Here is a 17326-nt window from a genome sequence, read left to right on the forward strand (position 1 = left end):
ACCCAAGCCGCTCCCCACCTGCGGCAGCCCAAGAGCCAAACGGACTTCCCATGCAGCCGGTCAGCCCTCCCTATTTTGAACGCCCCCTGTTTTTCTTTGATCAGTCCCGTTTTCGCAGGGATTTAAGCTCCGGCGACAAACCCACTCTGGAGATATTCAAAGATGCTGTCGGCGCAGCCGAACGGCAAATGGCAGAGCGTTTTCGCGAGGGAGAGGACGTTGTCACGCTGGTACACGAGCGAGCCTTGTTTATAGACTGCCTTCTGCATTACGCCTGGCACCAGTTCGAGTGGAGAGACGATATAGGGCTTCTCGCTGTGGGCGGCTACGGGCGCGGAGAGCTACACCCCCACTCCGATATCGATTTACTCATCCTCTCCAGCGATCACCCAACCCCGGATACCATCGACAACATAGAGCGCCTGGTGGCCTTTTTATGGGACCTGGGCTTGGATATCGGCCACTCTGTACGAAATATCGAGGAGTGCCTGGAGTTGGCCGCGAAGGACATCACCGTGGCCACCAACCTCACCGAATCCCGCACAGTTGTCGGCGACAGTACTGTTGGCGAGCAGCTAACTGCACAAATGGAACACAAAAGGCTCTGGCCCACCGAAGAATTCTTCAAGGCCAAGCTCGCCGAACAGAAAAAGCGGCACAGCAACCAGCAGGCTGCTGAATATATTCTTGAGCCCAATATTAAGAACTCTCCCGGGGGCCTGCGGGATATCCAGACAATTGCCTGGGTTGCCAAATATTTTTTCCAAGTGCGCACCCTGAAGCAACTGCAGGGCAAGGCATTTTTTACCGAGGAAGAGTTCGCCATATTACAGTCCGGGGAAACCTTCCTCTGGCGTGTGCGCTACGGCTTGCACCTGCTCGCCGGCCGCGCGGAAGAGCGACTGCTGTTTGACTATCAAAGAGAACTGGCGAAGCAATTCGGTTATGTGGATAGCGACACCCAGCTCGCCGTTGAGCAGTTTATGCACAACTACTACCGCATCGTGATGGCACTGCAGGAATTGAACGATGTACTTCTCCAATATCTCGGCGAAGCCATCCTTCAGCGCAAAGGCTGCCAGCTGGTCATTCCGCTAAATGAGCGATTCCAACTGCGCGACGGCAATATTGAGGTTACCCACCCCCAGGTATTTAACCAGGAGCCCTCGGCCCTGCTAGAGATCTTCGTGCTGATGGCCAACAACCCGGATATTAGCGGAGTACGGGCCTCCACCATCCGCCTGATTCGCGAACACCGACACCTGATCGACGACCAGTTCCGCGCAGATCCGAAAAATACCCAGTTGTTTATGCAGCTGCTTCGCTCGCCCCGGGGCTTGTCAACCCAGCTATCCCGAATGACCCGCTACCGCATTCTCGGGCGATACCTACCAGAATTTGGGCAGGTAACCGGGCAAATGCAGCACGACTTATTCCATATCTACACCGTGGATGCGCACACCTTGCAAGTTGTGCGCAATATGCGCAGCTTCCGGAGCCCCGAGGCGCAGGAAAAATTCCCGATTGCAGCGGAAATTCTCGAGCGCATGCGCCAACCGGAACTGCTGTATATCGCCGGTCTCTACCACGATATCGCCAAAGGGCGCGGTGGCGACCACTCCAAGCTGGGCGTTGTGGATGCAGCGGAATTCTGCCAGCGCCACCACCTGCCCGCCCGCGACCGGCGTCTGGTTTGCTGGCTTGTAGAAAAGCATCTATTGATGAGCCAGGTTTCACAGAAGCAGGACATCAGTGATCCCGAAGTCGTGCACACTTTCGCCCGTGAAATGGGTGACCGCGAACATCTGGACTACCTGTACGCCCTCACAGTCGCAGATATCAATGCCACCAACCCGGAACTCTGGAACAGCTGGCGGGCCAGCTTGATGCGCCAGCTCTACCAGGCCACCCGGTACGCCCTGCGCCGAGGCCTGGAAAACCCCATCGACCGGGAAGAAATCATTGAAGAAACCCGCTGCCAGGCAATGGAAAAACTGGACGCTATGGGACTTCCGCAAGTTTCGGTGGAAAATATCTGGGCGCAAATGGGGGATGATTATTTTGTTCGCGAGACCGCTGACAATATCACCTGGCACACTTCGGCCATCCACGATCTGCACAGCAGCCCCGACACCAGCCAAAAAGACACCCTGGTTTTAACGCGAAACTCGGGGCCCGGCGAGCACGATGGCGCTACCCAGGTTTTTGTCTACACGCCTGATAGAGCCAACGTATTTGCCGCAGCGGTTACCGGGCTGGATATGCTCAACCTGAACGTTCACGATGCGCGCCTGTACAATTCTGCCTCCGGTTATACGCTGGATACTTTTTACGTCCTGGATGAAGCGGGCCAACCGTTACTGGACGAACCCCAGCGCCTAGCGCAGATTCGCGACACGCTACAGCAGGAGTTGGCCCTGGTTGAGGACTACTCAAAGATCATTCAGCGACGTACGCCCCGCCGCCTTAAAATGTTTGAATTGAAGAGCCAGGCTCATCTCTCCACTGAGCCCGGCGATCATTACAGCACCCTGGAAATTACCAGTGCCGACAGACCCGGCTTGCTGGCCCGCATCGCGCGAATTTTTATTTCCCACGATCTGCGCCTGCACAATGCAAAAATTTCGACACTCGGCGAACGAGTCGAAGATATTTTTCACATTACTGACGCCGAGGGATTACCACTTACCGACATTGAGGCCAACGGCGCACTGGAAAAAGCCATTTGCCTGGAACTGAACAACCAAGACGCCTAACAGAAAAAAACGCCCGAGGCACGCTCACGACCATGAACCCAAATCTGGAACAGCTGCAGCCCTATCCATTCACCAAGCTGCAAGCCCTGAAAGAGGGCCTCCAAGCGGCGGACAAGCCGCATATTGCACTGTCCATCGGTGAGCCCAAGCATGCGCCACCGGAGTTTGTCAGTGCAGAGCTCGTTCGACACCTGGACAAGCTTGCCGCCTACCCACTGACCAAGGGAATAGAGCCTCTGCGGCGGGCGATCGCCGATTGGCTGAGCCAGCGTTTTCAGCTATCCAATGTGAGCGCAGATAGCCAGGTACTGCCGGTGAACGGGACCCGGGAAGCACTTTTTGCATTCGCCCAGGCGACCGTTTCCGCAGGTAGCAAAGTCCTGATGCCCAATCCCTTCTACCAGATCTATGAGGGCGCGGCCCTTCTTGCCGGGGCGCAGCCGCACTTTATTAACTGTGTGGCGGAAAACCAATTCAAACCAGATTTCGCCTCGGTGCCGGAATCGGTTTGGCAGCAATGCGAATTGCTTTACCTCTGCTCTCCCGGCAACCCCACCGGCGCTCTTCTCGAAGCTGAAGATTTTAAACAGCTGATAGAGAAGGCAGACCGCTACGATTTCACCATCGCCTCCGATGAATGTTATTCGGAGCTGTATTTTGACGAGTCATCACCGCCGGTAGGACTATTACAGGCCTGCGAGGAAATGGGGCGAACAGACTTTCGCCGCTGTGTAGTATTCCACAGCCTATCAAAGCGCTCGAACCTACCCGGGCTTCGTTCGGGCTTCGTCGCCGGTGATGCCGATCTGCTGCAAAAGTTTTTGCTCTATCGAACTTACCACGGCTGCGCCATGCCGCTGCCCAATCAATATGCCTCGATCGCAGCCTGGCAGGATGAGGAACACGTCCGCCAGAATCGCGCGCTTTACAGTGAAAAGTTTTCTTCAGTTCTCGAAATTCTCGACGGCTGCCTAGAGGTACAACAGCCACAAGCAAGCTTTTATCTATGGCCCAAGGTCGGGGATGGTGAGCGTTTTGCCAGGGAACTCTACGAGGCGCAAAATATCACGGTACTTCCCGGTGCATTTCTCGCCCGCGATAGCATCGGCTTGAACCCTGGTCGCGAGCATGTGCGTCTGGCACTGGTAGCGACACTGCAAGAGTGCATCGACGCAGCGCACCGTATAAAGGCATTTTGCAGGTAAGGCCAACTCACTTTTCAAGAACAACTGACAACTCGAGCACATACAGGAACTCCACGCCCAGGCATATCTTAACAATGGCAGTAAAAAATCTACTCAAGCAAGAGCGCGTTACTTATATTTTGCAGCGCCTGGAGGAACTCTACCCGGAAACTCCCGTTCCTCTCGATCACAAAGACTCCTACACCCTGTTGGTTGCGGTACTCCTATCCGCGCAATGCACCGATGAGCGTGTCAACCAGATAACCCCTGCGCTCTGGCAGCTGGCAGACAACCCCAGGGATATGGCGCAGGTCCCAGTAGAGGAGATCCAAAAAGTCATTCGCCCCTGTGGCCTCTCACCGCAAAAATCCAAAGCCATCAGCAAGCTCTCGCAGATCCTGATCAACGAATACCATGGCGAAGTGCCCGAGAATATGGCCGCGCTGGAGACCCTGCCCGGGGTCGGACACAAGACGGCGAGCGTGGTTATGTCACAGGCTTTTGGGCACCCGGCGTTTCCCGTCGATACCCACATTCACAGATTGGCCCAGCGCTGGGGCCTGACGAATGGCAAAAATGTCACCCAGACGGAAAAAGACTTGAAGCGACTGTTCCCAAGAGACAAGTGGAATAAATTGCACCTGCAGATTATTTTCTACGGTCGCGAGTTCTGCTCTGCGCGGGGCTGCGACGGCACCGTCTGTGAAATCTGCACAACCTGCTACCCCAACCGTAAAAACCCCAAGAAAACCCAAAAGGCGTAACCGTGATTACTCTGTACGGCATTAAAAACTGTGACACCGTAAAAAAAGCCCGCAAATGGCTGGAGAAAAATGGAGTCGATTATCGCTTTCACGATTTTCGCGTAGACGGCATGGAAGATGTTCCCCTACAAGCATGGCTGGATAAATTTGGCTGGCAGGAGGTCCTGAATCGCCGCTCAACGAGCTGGCGTGAACTGAGCGATGAACAGAAAAACGAAATGGACAATGCACTCGCCTTAGATCTGGCCAGTGCGACCCCTACCTTAATCAAACGCCCGGTCACCACCACCTCAAAGGAAACCCTTTTCGGTTTTAAAGAGGCGACCTTCGAACAACTGCAAAGCTAGTCGAATTAGGAGATAACCACCATGAGCAATATTTACAGCATCGGTTTTGGTGTCGGCACCTGTAACAGCAAAGGCGACTGGCTCGAAGTTTACTACCCCAAACCCTTGTTTAAACCCAGCGCAGAAATCGCTAACGCGGTTACTGAAACTCTCGGCGTGGCAGAGGGAAATCACAGCTTGCCTCTGGACTCCACCCAGCTACAGAAATTAGCCGATGCTCTCCACAGTGCAGGCGCCGCTGACCAGGCGGAAATCCTGCAGCAATTCGCCAATTCCCAAAGACCACTCGCAGTAGTTATTTTGGCTACTGACGAAGCCCCGCAGTCAGTGCCCGAGGCCTACCTAAAGCTACATCTTCTCTCCCACCGCCTGGTAAAACCCCACGAGACCAAACTCGACGGTATTTTTGGCAAGCTGGTTAATGTCGCTTGGACCAACCAGGGAGCCATTGATCTCGAGGAATTACCGCAGCGACAACTGGATGCAAGACTCAAAGGTGAATACCTGGATGTCTCCTGCGTGGATAAATTCCCCAAAATGACCAACTACGTAGTACCGGCTGGGGTTCGTATCGCACACACCGCTCGAGTGCGCCTGGGCGCATACCTTGGGGAAGGCACCACAATCATGCACGAGGGCTTTGTTAACTTTAATGCTGGCACCGAAGGGCCCGGCATGATTGAAGGCCGTATTTCCGCCGGGGTATTTGTCGGCGCCGGTTCCGATCTCGGTGGCAGCAGCTCCACCATGGGCACGCTTTCCGGCGGCGGGAATATCGTTATCTCGGTAGGCGATAACTGCCTGCTCGGCGCTAATGCCGGCATCGGCATTCCCCTTGGCGACCGCTGCACTGTCGAAGCTGGGCTCTACATTACAGCTGGAACTAAAGTCGCCCTGCTGGATGACAGCGGCAAGCTGGTAGAGCACATCAAGGCCAGAGACCTGGCTGGAAAATCCGATTTACTTTTCCGCCGCAACTCCACTAATGGTGCAGTGGAATGTCTCACCAACAAGAGTGCTATCGAGCTCAATGAAGCTCTACACAGCAATTAAATTTGCACGGTGCGGAACTTCAGTTCCGCACCGCTGCACCCCACCCCTCTAGCCGCTTCTTTGCGGCCCATCTCCCTATACAAGGAAAGCCCAAGTGACTCCCACCCTCCAACTCGCTTTCGACCTGATTCGCCGCCGCTCTGTCACCCCCGAAGATGCGGGGTGTATGGACCTTATGATCCAGCGCCTGGAAAAAATAGGATTCCAGGTAACAAAATTGCGCAGAGACGATACCGATAATTTTTGGGCTGTACGCGATGGCTCTAGTGAAGGCTCCCTACTCGCCTTTGCCGGGCACACCGATGTCGTACCCACAGGCCCAGAAGAAAACTGGAGCTGCCCGCCCTTCGAACCTGAAATTCGCGACGGTTTTCTATATGGCCGCGGTGCGGCGGACATGAAAGGTTCCCTGGCAGCCATGGTGGTTGCCTGTGAGGAGTTCGTTGCGGCACACCCAGACCACAGTGGTCGCATAGCATTTCTGATCACCAGCGACGAAGAGGGCCCCGCAACAAACGGTACCGTTAAGGTTGTCGAGTGGCTCGAGGAACAGGGAGAAAAGATTGACTGCTGTATCGTCGGCGAGCCATCCAGTAGTGAGCGGGTTGGCGATATCATCAAAAATGGGCGCAGGGGCTCACTCGGTCTGGAACTAAAAGTTCTCGGCACCCAGGGCCATGTAGCCTACCCTCACCTGGCCGAGAACCCGATACATACCCTGGCCCCTGCTCTCGCTGAACTCGCTGCCGAAGAGTGGGACCTGGGGAATGAATTCTTCCCCGCAACCAGCTTCCAGGTTTCCAATATCAATGGCGGCACCGGTGCAACCAATGTTATTCCCGGCGAAGTGGATTTACTCTGCAATTGGCGTTTTTCCACTGAATTAACCGCCGAAGATCTTGAGACCCGGGCCCGCGCAATCCTGGATAAGCACAACCTCAAGTATGAAGCGAACTATAAATTATCCGGATTGCCTTTTCTCACTGCCGCAGGCCCACTGGTTCAGGCAACCCAGCAGGCAATTCTCACCATCACCGGGGAAAAAACGGAGCTATCGACCGCCGGCGGCACTTCCGATGGCCGCTTTATTGCCCCTACCGGAGCCCAGGTCGTAGAACTGGGACCAGTAAATGCCACTATCCATAAAGTGGACGAAAGGGTTGAGGCCGACCACTTGGATATCCTTAAAGATATTTATCGGGAAGTCTTAAAAGAGTTACTCACTTAAATTAATCCGACTCAACCTAGAGGCTCATAAGGGCGAAAGCTCAAAGTATTCTTTTGAGAGGCCCCGGCTTTCATGGCTGGGGCAGTAAAACTCCAGTAGGTTTATCTTGCCAAAAACTGGCTACCTCTTGAATATTACTATTCAGCGTATTTGCCAACTCTGCCAATACAACATCCCATTGCTCCAGACCGTGCAGGGTGGCTCGGGCCGACACAATTTATCGAGAGCAACATCTATCGCCAAGTTGGATTAGACTACTAAATGAGTTGCGGCAGAGATACTTAGTGAATCGCGCCGACGACCACCAACCGCTCACTGATTCTCGAGTCGCGCGGCTCCTGCCACCAACTCGAGCCCTCGAGAAAGACGCCATGAAAAGCGTAATCAAGTTGGACCCGCACAACCCAAGTGGCGAAGGCCTTGAGTCCTGGGCTGTCATCCCTCCCTCTTTTCTTACCGGCCCGACACCTATCCAGCGAGGGTATAAAGCCTTTGAGCGCAACGGCCTCTGCACTGGGACCTGGGATTGCTCTGGCGGAAGCAGCACAGGGCTCAATCCCTATCCACTCTTTGAGTTCATGCTTCTGATCGAGGGCCACGTCGGCATTATCGACGAAACAGGACACAAAGAAGTTATCTCTGCTGGAGAGCCGTTTTTCCTCCCGCAAGGCCTTAATTGCGCATGGGACATGCCGGTATACTACCGCAAGTACTTTATCAATTTATTCAATGATGAGTATCCTGCAGAGACTGATCCGTCTAAGCTGAGAGTCGTGCGCCCGCTTCCAAACATTTCAGAAGACGACTGCAAAGAGACCAGTCTCAGCACTCTAGAGCCACACCAAGCCCGGCATCTGGCATACGAGTCTGGTGATGGCAGGATCCAGGTCGGCACATTAATATCCGGCCCTTGTCGTTGCGATATCACAGATTTCAGTCGGAGCGAGCTGATATGTATGCTGGAGGGGTCGGTACGGGTCACAACGTCAAACGGCGAGGAGGCCTTCCACGCCGGCGACAGCTTCTTCGCACCATTGAATGCCCCGGTAGGGTGGCACGCCGACAAACCTTTTCGCGCATTCTTTTGCGCAGTCTGGCCCTGAGCATCAATGGATCACATCGATGACTGTCCTCATCTTTGGCGGCTCAGGAAACGTCGGCCGGGCCCTCATTCCGATCTTATATGCGAGTGGAGCAAAGATCCGGGTCGCCACACGATCGACTGCCTATGCCGCAAGTCTCCCCGATGATATTGATACAGTCATTGCCGATATGGACGATCCTTCCACCCTGAGGTCCGCATTTAAGGGAGTTGAGAGTGTCTTTCTTCTCATCGCAAATAGTCCCAAGGAGACTCATCAAGGCCTCTCCACACTGGCGATCGCCGCTGAATCACCCCCCAGGCACATCGTTTATCTATCGAGCGATCTTGCAGTTCGCGCACCGATGATTCCCCATGCGGGTGGAAAATTCGCCATTGAAACAGCGCTGCGAGCAAGTGGGATCGCGCACACGATACTACGGCCCACCTACTTCGCTCAGAATGATCTTGTTCAGAAGGATGTGATCACTGCAGGAGCTTATGCAACGCCGTTGGGGGCCCACCCGGTTGCACGCATCGATACCCGTGATGTTGCGCTCGCAGCAGCGTCAGCACTCTTAGACATAAGGGCGAAGAACGAAGTATTTCTTTTGTCGAGTTTGGATGCCCCTAACGGCAATGAAACCGCTGCACTCTGGTCCATAGCACTTGGTCGCGCCGTCATCTACCCTGACCTAACGCCGGAAGACTTTGCCAACAGCATCGAAACCATGGTGCCTCCATGGCTGAATTTCGATCTTCTGATCATGCATCGCTGGTTCAAAACAAACGGCCATCCAGTCAATCAGGAAGATCTCGAGGCTCAGGCCGCACTTTTACCACAGGGTCCGCGAAGCTATCGAAGTTTCGTAGAGGAAACGGCCAACACATGGCAGAGTGAAACCTAAAGCCACCAAGTACCGTAGCTCACCTCCTTTTCAATACAGCCGCTATTATCGTAGTGGTAGGTCACCCCTTGTTCCGTTAGCCCAATACACACCCAGGTCCCATTAGAACCGTGCCCACCAGAATTGTGGTTACCGAATTAGAACCCGAAAAACTACTATTCACACAGTGTGACGAAATGGTTGGGATCGACCAGTTTGATACTCTCAAAGATATTTATCGGAAAGTATTAACATAGCTACTATTTCGATTAATCTGGCTTATTTTACAGGCTCAAAAAAGACGAAAGCACCAAGTTTAATTTTGATCTGCCCCGGCTTTCCTTTTTGAGAAAGTAAAACTCCAAAAGGTTTATCCGCCAAATAAACTGACTATCCCTTCAATACTACACTTCAGCGTATTTATCCCCTCTGTTGACACCCCTTCGGTATGCTGCATCTAATAATAAAAAGGAGCTCACGGACCATGGATAGGTTTATAAAGTTTATCGCTGCGGCAGTTATTGCAAGCCCGGCATTTTCCACCCACGCAAATACAAATGAACATTCACCCAATTTTAGCTACGAGGATATTTTCGACCTGGAGTACGCCAGCGACCCACAGTTTGGCACTAACGATAAAAATATTTATTACGTGCGCAACTCCCTGAACAAAATGGCAGATACCACAAGGGCAAACCTCTGGTATATCAGCGATGATGGCAAAGATCATCGCCCCCTAACCTCGGGAGATTTTCACGACCACTCGCCACATCTATCTCCAGATGGAAAAACCATTGCCTTTATCAGCGACAGGAGTGGAAAGCCCCAGATACATTTGTTGTGGCTGGACAATGGTAAAAGTGAGCAAATTTCCCATCTACCCAAAGCCCCATCAAATATCCAGTGGTCCCACGATGGTCAGCATATCGCCTTCACCATGTTCGTGCCCGAGAGCAAACCGCTGCCAGTGGAGCTTCCCACACCACCAGAAGGGGGCGAGTGGGAAGAAACACCTCAGTTTATCGACAAGAGCTTATATCGCATTGAGGGCCAGGGATACTTAGAGCAGGGCAATTCACAGGTTTTCATGTTTTCCCGTGAAGGAGGCACTCCCCGGCAGCTCACCAGTGGGGACTACGAGCACAACAGCCAACTCAGCTGGGGCAAAAATAATAAGGCCATTTACTTTTCAGCAAATCGCCACCCAAATCATGAAATTGAACTGCTGGATTCAGAAATTTACAAGGTAAATATCAATGATGGAAATATTGAGCAAGTAACCGAGAGATTTGGCCCCGATTTTCAACCTCAAATCTCACCCGACGGAAGAAAGCTGGCATATTTAGGCTATGAAGATCAGCGGTTTTCCTACCACCAAAACACTTTGCGAGTGATCGACCTCGCTAGTGGAAAAAACCAGCTAATAAAAACTGCCAGCGATCGTAGCGTTTCCGATTTTCAGTGGCTCGCTGACAGTAAGCGTATTGCTTACAGCTATGACGATCATGGCTCAACCAAAATTGCCATTAAGAAAATTGGCGGAAAGGAAACCTTGATAGCGGATGACGCCGGTGGACTGACACTAGGCGCGCCCTATAGTTTTTCAGATTTTGCTGTCTCCAAACGTGGAAACGTAGTTTATACACAAACTACACCTCAAATTCCCGCAGAACTTGCAATTTCTCGTGGCGGCAAGTTAAAAATTCTCACGGCGATCAACAGTGATTTGATACCTCTACGCAATATGGCCCATGTGGAAGAGATCAACTATAAATCCAGCTTCGATGGTCGCAATATCCAGGGCTGGATAGTCTACCCCCCAAATTTCGACCCCCAAAATAAATACCCCCTGTTACTTGAGATTCACGGTGGCCCACTATCTAACTACGGCCCGCGCTTTTCTGCCGAAATGCAACTATTTGCCGCCGCAGGCTATGTCGTGCTCTACACTAACCCTCGCGGCTCTACCAGCTACGACAATGAGTTTGCCAACCTGATCCATCACAACTTCCCGAGCCAGGATTACGATGACCTAATGACCGGTGTCGATACAGTTATCGCCCAAGGCTATATCGATGAGGATCAATTATTTGTCACAGGTGGAAGTGCCGGCGGCACACTAACAGCCTGGATTATTGGTAAAACTGAACGATTCAGGGCTGCGGTAGTTGTCGCACCGGTAATCAATTGGGAGAGCTTTGTTCTAACTGCCGATTACTCCAAAATATTTACTCGCTACTGGTTTTCCGGGATGCCTTGGGAGGCCCCCGAGGAGTATCGACGCCGCTCTCCACTCACATATATTGGCAATGTCACTACACCGACCATGCTATTGACTGGAGAAAACGATTATCGCACCCCGATATCTGAGACCGAACAGTTTTACCAAGCACTAAAGTTAAATGATGTAGAGGCAGCTATGGTGCGCCTTCCAAACACATCCCATAACTTTTCCGATAGACCCAGCAAGAGAATCTCTAAAGTAGCTTCGACCCTCTACTGGTTTGATCAACACAAACCCGATAGAGAAAATGAAAGCGAGGACTTGGCAACCAACTAATTCAAAATTTTACAGGTATATTCGGCCAAATAACGGAGTAGCAGGTCAGCCACCCTGTTGCTCCATCACGGATTATCCCGTCGAGCACACCAGTCAACGGATCACTCCCTTTGTCCCCCCTTCCTCAGGTATCCTCTAGGAAACAAGAAGGAGGAGCCTAAAGATCATGAACCGGCTAATAAAAATTGTCGCAGCGATGTTTATCGCCAGCCCTGCGCTCGCTGATAACCAACTACCCAATTTTAGTTACGAGGATGTATTTAACCTCGAATACGCGAGTAGCCCTCAGTTCAGCAGTGACGGGAAAAGTATTTATTACGTCCGCAACTCAATGAACAAAATGAAAGACGGCAAGCGCGCGAACCTTTGGCGTATCGGTACCGATGGCAAAGATCACCGCCCTCTGACCTCTGGAGACTACTCCGATTACTCCCCACAGCTATCCCCAGACGGGAAGACCATCGCTTTTATCAGCACCCGCAGTGGCAGCCCGCAGATCCACCTGCTGTGGTTAGATAATGGCCAGAATCTGCAGATTACTCACCTGCCAAAATCCCCCTCCAATATCCAGTGGTCACGGGATGGTAAGCAAATAGCTTTCACCATGTTCGTACCGGAAAGCAAACCTCTGCCAGTACAGCTCCCCAGTGCCCCGGAAGGCGCAGAGTGGGCTAAGCCACCACAGTTTATCGACATCAGCATTTATCGTTCAGATGGCATGGGCTATTTAAAGCAGGGGCATGTACAGGTTTTTGTGATCCCTCGAGAGGGCGGTACCCCTCGCCAGCTTACCGAAGGCGAGTACGATCATCACAGCAGTCTCGCCTGGAGTAAAAATAACGATGCAATTTACTTCTCAGCCAATCGTCATCCCGATCACGAAATCGAGCTGATGAACTCGGAAATTTACAAGGTGAGCCTACAAAACGGCAGTATCGAGCAAATTACCGAACGTTATGGTCCCGACCATCACCCGCAGATGTCTCCAGATGGTACGAAGCTGGCCTATTTAGGCTTTGAGGATCAAAAGCTCGGATACCAACAACATACTCTGCGCGTCCTGGATCTCAATAGCGGGAAGTCCCGTAAAATAAAAACTGCCAAGGATCGCAGCATCTCCAACTTCCTCTGGCTGGGCGATAGCAAGCGAATTGCCTATAGCTACGACGATCACGGCTCCACCAAAATTGCCATCAAGAAAATTGGTTCCAGCGAAACCCTAATGGCCAGCGACGCTGGAGGCCTTTCGCTGGGACGCCCATACTCCGGTGCCAATTTTGCAGTCTCCAAACGCGGGGACATCGCCTACACACAAACAACCCCTCAAAATCCCGCCGAACTGGCTCTAGCGCGCAACGGCAAAACCCAGGCACTCACCGAGCTCAATGGCGACCTGATGCCACTGCGCGAGATGGCAAATATTGAGGAAATCAACTACAAATCGAGCTTTGACGGCCGAGATGTTCAGGGCTGGGTCGCTTACCCACCCAATTTCGACCCCGAGAAGAAGTATCCCCTTCTATTGGAAATTCACGGTGGTCCCTTCTCTAATTACGGCCCCAGATTTGCCGCCGAAGTCCAGTTATTTGCCGCTGCTGGTTATGTTGTTCTATACACTAACCCCCGTGGCTCCACCAGCTACGGCCATGAATTTGCCAACTTAATTCACCATAACTACCCGAGCCAGGATTACGACGACCTGATTTCTGGCGTCGATGCAGTAATTGCTCAAGGTTACATTGATGAAGAGCAGCTTTTTGTTACAGGTGGCAGTGGTGGGGGTACACTGACAGCCTGGATTATTGGCAAAACCGATCGCTTCAGAGCTGCTGTTGTTGCCAAGCCTGTCATCAACTGGGAGAGCTTCGTTTTAACTGCTGATTATTCGAGGTTTTTTACTAGCTATTGGTTCTCAGGGATGCCCTGGGAGAAACCTGAGGAATACCGCCGTCGCTCACCGCTCACCTATGTCGGAAACGTTACCACTCCCACTATGCTCTTAACAGGGGAAGAGGATTACCGTACACCAATGTCAGAAACGGAACAGTTTTATCAAGCACTAAAACTTAATGACGTTGACGCTGCCATGGTTCGCATTCCAGGGGCATCCCACAGTATCGCTGCCAGGCCAAGTCAGTTAGTGGCAAAAGTTGCATCGATTCTATATTGGTTTGAGCAGCACAAGCCTGATAGGGAAAGTGAAGGCTTAGCAACTAATTAATATTTCAATTAATCTTTATCGTTGGCCAGCGGATCATAAAGATCCGCTTCGACTTGTTGCCATCTTTGCTCTATCGCATAATGCCTCCCAAATTACAAGGATTGAATTATGCGAATACTGTTAGCTGTACTACTCATTTGGCCAACCCTGGCCCTCTCCAAGCAAATTCCACTAGATGACTTGGTACGTCACACAGAGATTAAAGAAGTAAAAATCTCTCCTGATGGTACTCATTTAGCAGTCAGGAAATTGTATGAAGGTGAGTCAGTTTTATTCTTTATGTCCATTCACCCGATGAAAATAACCGGTACGCTTCGGTTTAATGGTAGAGAAGAGGTAGGCCACTTTGAGTGGGCAAATAATGAAAGGATTGTCGCTGAAGTTGTAACAAAAACCACTGCTTTAGAAATCCCGATAAACTATGGATCTCTCTACGCAATAAACTATGATGGCTCCAGAGGCAAACTGATTTTTGGCCATATGATTGGAGAGAGGCAGGTTGGCTCGCGTGTAAAAAAAGCAGAGGCCACCAGGGCTCATGCCTCTATTATTGACCCACTACAAAATGAAAAGAAAGAAATTCTTATTTCCACATATCCCTGGTATAACAACTGGGAAACCAGGGGTGAGGTCGCGCGGTTAAATATTTATTCTGGAGTAAAGAAGAATATCACTAAACTACCTCAAATATTAGGACGTGCTTACACAGACAAAGCTGGAAACCTACTCTACGCAGATGGTACTGACAAAGAAAACAACTATCAGTTATATTTCAAATCAAAAAAAGGTTGGGAAAGAGTAAAAGATAAAACTTTAGACTCAGGCACTCTGGTTGGGTTTGACAAGAGTACAGGTGAGGCCTACCTAACAATAAACCCAAAATCTGAAACGCAACAACTTATAAAAGTTACGCCCGGATCTGAAAATTACTCAGTAGTATTTCAACATCACAGATCTGACATAAGCAATATTGTTTATTCCCCAGGATCTTACAAACCTCTCGGGGCCTACTTAGATCCAGATTATCCGGCTGAGAAATTTTTTGATGAAGGGAATGGCTTTGCACCATTCTTTCGCGGCTTAAAGAAAGCATTTGATGGGTACCGAATCAAATTTACTAGTTTCACAACAGATGGATCTAAGGGTGTACTAGAGGTAAGTGGTGATAGACTGCCCGGAGATTACTACCTTGTAAACTTAAAAACCAAGGCTGTGGATTTCCTTTTATCTTCAGCGGAATGGATGATGCCCGAACAGCTCAACCCTATGATAGCTGACTCATTCACCACCGAAGATAATTTGCAGGTTGGCGTTTATCTTACATTCCCCAAGCACTCAGAAAAAATGAACCCAATGGTTGTACTCCCTCATGGAGGCCCTCACGCTCGCGATTACTGGGGATACGACCAGGATGCACAACTTTTATCCCAAAATGGATATCTCGTGCTTCAGGTCAACTTTCGAGGCTCCACCGGATACGGCATGAACCATTACACTTCAGGTTTCCAAGAGTGGGGCGGGAAAATCCAGAAGGATATCGCCGACGCAGCTCATTGGGCCATAGAGAAAGGCTATGCAGATCCCGAGCGAATTTGTATATATGGTATTAGCTTCGGAGGTTATTCAGCATTGATGAACCCAATTCTTTACCCGGATTTATATCAATGCGCAGCTGGCTATTCCGGCGCCTACGATTTGGAAATGCTTTACACAAAAGGGGATGTCAAGGAGAGTGAACGCGGTATCGCTTATTTAAAGCGTACTATGCGTAAGAATGAGAGCTTTCTTAAGACAAATTCTCCTATAGAAAATACCGACAAGCTCAATATACCTGTCTTTTTAATTCATGGAGGACAGGATGAGAGAACCCCTATTGAGCACGCAGAAGCACTTGTTGCATCGTTGAAAAAGGAAGAACTTCCGGTTAAAACACTATTTATTAAAAATGAGGGACACGGATTCTATTCAGAAGAGAACAATATGAGACTCTATACAGAATTACTAGAATTTTTAGATCAGCATATAGGTGTCGGAGCTGTAGAGGAACTGTCCAATGAAGGCTAAAATCTAAATGGCGAAGTAGCCCCAAATAATCAGGGGCTACTTCTTTTCGGTTTCTCAGTAACCTCAACCAGGCTACCCACTTAACCGTGATCGCGATACGCCTTCCACTTCTTCATATGACGATCCTTTTTTTCAGCCTTCAGGGTTTCCAGCTTGGCGAGTTGCTCATCTGTTAATACAGACTCAAATTGAGTACGCATCTGGTTGCGGCTCTGCATTTTAGCGACTTCCAGTTTGCCAATCTCCGCCCCCAGGCTTGCCAGTGTTTGCTGATCGGCACCGGAACGAATTGCTTCACGCAACTCTTCATACGCTTTGTGCATTTCTTCGCGCTTAGCTATTTTCCCTTCACGGTTGGACTCGCGAAGCTCCTTCAGTTGATCCCTTTGAGCTTCCGTCAGGTCCAGCTCTTTAGCAATTTTTTCTGGTCCATGGCCGCGACCTTCCATACGTCCTTTACCATCACATGCCATGCCAACGGCTGGTACTGCTACAACGCCAGCCAAAGCCAAACTACCTACTACAGTTTTCCAGTTTTTCATCGTTCAACCCTCTCGTTTACATTCAGTAAGTACATAGTAAGTGGGCGCCGTGTAAACGGGGGATAACTGTGGTAAACCTTTGTTAAGAACTCACAACAAGCGCTTTTTATAATAGACACAGCTTACAAAATGCACCGACTGTAAAAAAAATTTCAAATTAATGGTTGTGAAGGGAAATAAAAGAGAGGGGTAGAATTTAAATTAGAAATTTAATCCGGAAGTTATACAGGGCTGACCAGTATAACTTCCACAACATCGAAATGTTTTTAATGGAGAGCGGCTGAGGAGGGATTTTGTTTCGTATCCACATCTTCCAGTGAGTGAGTCAGAACAAAGTAATAAACAACCTGCTCGCGCCCCTGGACTTCTGCTACCAGGTCAAAGTTGTACTCTCCCCGCTCCCCGGGAGAAATACGCACAGCGGCTATATGTTCAGGCTCAATAAACAGCTCGGCGACGGGTCGTTTACCGCGCATTACCTGAACCAACTTGGTACGGGCATCTTCAGCGGTGAAGCGCCAGTGGTAGTCATCATCATCGTATACTACCGAATCACTACTTCCGGCCCTGACGATACAATTTGTATGCTCTGCCAGCCAGGGCCAAAACTCGCTGAACAACAGGGAGCTTTTCATAGCG

At 50.7% G+C, this 17326-nt stretch carries 14 protein-coding genes; 11 read left to right on the top strand and 3 right to left on the bottom strand.

From position 1 onward, the window contains the following. Window positions 1-50 precede the first annotated feature (50 nt). From ACJJI8_RS22800 to dapE, 6 genes are all read left to right on the top strand, one after another. The gene (locus ACJJI8_RS22800; RefSeq protein ID WP_444933831.1) at window positions 51-2756 is read left to right on the top strand and encodes a [protein-PII] uridylyltransferase; all 2706 of its coding nucleotides are present in this window, start codon (window positions 51-53) and stop codon (window positions 2754-2756) included. Window positions 2757-2788: 32 nt separating this feature from the next. Further along, window positions 2789-3961 (top strand): succinyldiaminopimelate transaminase, encoded by a 1173-nt coding sequence (dapC, locus tag ACJJI8_RS22805; RefSeq protein ID WP_444933832.1) that lies wholly within the window; start codon window positions 2789-2791, stop codon window positions 3959-3961. A gap of 74 nt (window positions 3962-4035) precedes the next feature. After that, on the top strand, window positions 4036-4704 hold the full coding sequence (gene nth / locus ACJJI8_RS22810) for an endonuclease III (protein ID WP_444933833.1): 669 nt from the start codon (window positions 4036-4038) through the stop codon (window positions 4702-4704). Window positions 4705-4706: 2 nt separating this feature from the next. Beyond that, complete coding sequence (locus tag ACJJI8_RS22815) at window positions 4707-5051, top strand: ArsC family reductase (RefSeq protein ID WP_108734022.1); 345 nt, start codon at window positions 4707-4709, stop codon at window positions 5049-5051. A gap of 21 nt (window positions 5052-5072) precedes the next feature. Further along, the gene (gene dapD, locus ACJJI8_RS22820) at window positions 5073-6104 is read left to right on the top strand and encodes a 2,3,4,5-tetrahydropyridine-2,6-dicarboxylate N-succinyltransferase (protein WP_444933834.1); all 1032 of its coding nucleotides are present in this window, start codon (window positions 5073-5075) and stop codon (window positions 6102-6104) included. A gap of 94 nt (window positions 6105-6198) precedes the next feature. Continuing rightward, window positions 6199-7332: a succinyl-diaminopimelate desuccinylase gene (gene dapE / locus ACJJI8_RS22825; protein WP_444933835.1), complete on the top strand. Its 1134-nt coding sequence runs from the start codon at window positions 6199-6201 to the stop codon at window positions 7330-7332. Between the two features lie 70 nt (window positions 7333-7402). On the opposite strand, the gene ACJJI8_RS22830 is transcribed toward dapE, so the two are convergent. Further along, window positions 7403-7546, bottom strand: coding sequence for a hypothetical protein (locus tag ACJJI8_RS22830; protein WP_413662825.1), 144 nt, complete (start codon window positions 7544-7546; stop codon window positions 7403-7405). Window positions 7547-7703: 157 nt separating this feature from the next. Between ACJJI8_RS22830 and ACJJI8_RS22835 the strand changes: the two genes are divergently transcribed. From ACJJI8_RS22835 to ACJJI8_RS22855, 5 genes are all read left to right on the top strand, one after another. Next, entirely contained in the window at window positions 7704-8435 is a 732-nt protein-coding gene (locus ACJJI8_RS22835; protein ID WP_444896528.1) for a cupin domain-containing protein, read from the top strand. Window positions 8436-8454: 19 nt separating this feature from the next. Continuing rightward, complete coding sequence (locus tag ACJJI8_RS22840) at window positions 8455-9321, top strand: SDR family oxidoreductase (RefSeq protein WP_444933836.1); 867 nt, start codon at window positions 8455-8457, stop codon at window positions 9319-9321. A gap of 463 nt (window positions 9322-9784) precedes the next feature. Continuing rightward, window positions 9785-11860, top strand: coding sequence for a S9 family peptidase (locus ACJJI8_RS22845; protein ID WP_444933837.1), 2076 nt, complete (start codon window positions 9785-9787; stop codon window positions 11858-11860). A gap of 166 nt (window positions 11861-12026) precedes the next feature. Continuing rightward, entirely contained in the window at window positions 12027-14081 is a 2055-nt protein-coding gene (locus ACJJI8_RS22850) for a S9 family peptidase (RefSeq protein ID WP_444933838.1), read from the top strand. A gap of 108 nt (window positions 14082-14189) precedes the next feature. Then, window positions 14190-16145 carry an alpha/beta hydrolase family protein gene (locus ACJJI8_RS22855; protein WP_444933839.1) on the top strand — a complete coding sequence of 652 codons (1956 nt, stop codon included), beginning with the start codon at window positions 14190-14192 and terminating at the stop codon, window positions 16143-16145. Window positions 16146-16225: 80 nt separating this feature from the next. Here ACJJI8_RS22855 and ACJJI8_RS22860 read toward each other — a convergent pair whose 3' ends face one another. Both ACJJI8_RS22860 and ACJJI8_RS22865 read right to left on the bottom strand, forming a co-directional pair. Further along, window positions 16226-16687, bottom strand: a complete 462-nt coding sequence (locus ACJJI8_RS22860; RefSeq protein ID WP_444933840.1) for a Spy/CpxP family protein refolding chaperone — start codon at window positions 16685-16687, stop codon at window positions 16226-16228. Window positions 16688-16953: 266 nt separating this feature from the next. Beyond that, window positions 16954-17322: a hypothetical protein gene (locus ACJJI8_RS22865; protein ID WP_444907635.1), complete on the bottom strand. Its 369-nt coding sequence runs from the start codon at window positions 17320-17322 to the stop codon at window positions 16954-16956. Window positions 17323-17326: the final 4 nt, after the last annotated feature.

Source organism: Microbulbifer maximicatervae (SeqCode), assembly GCF_052467695.1.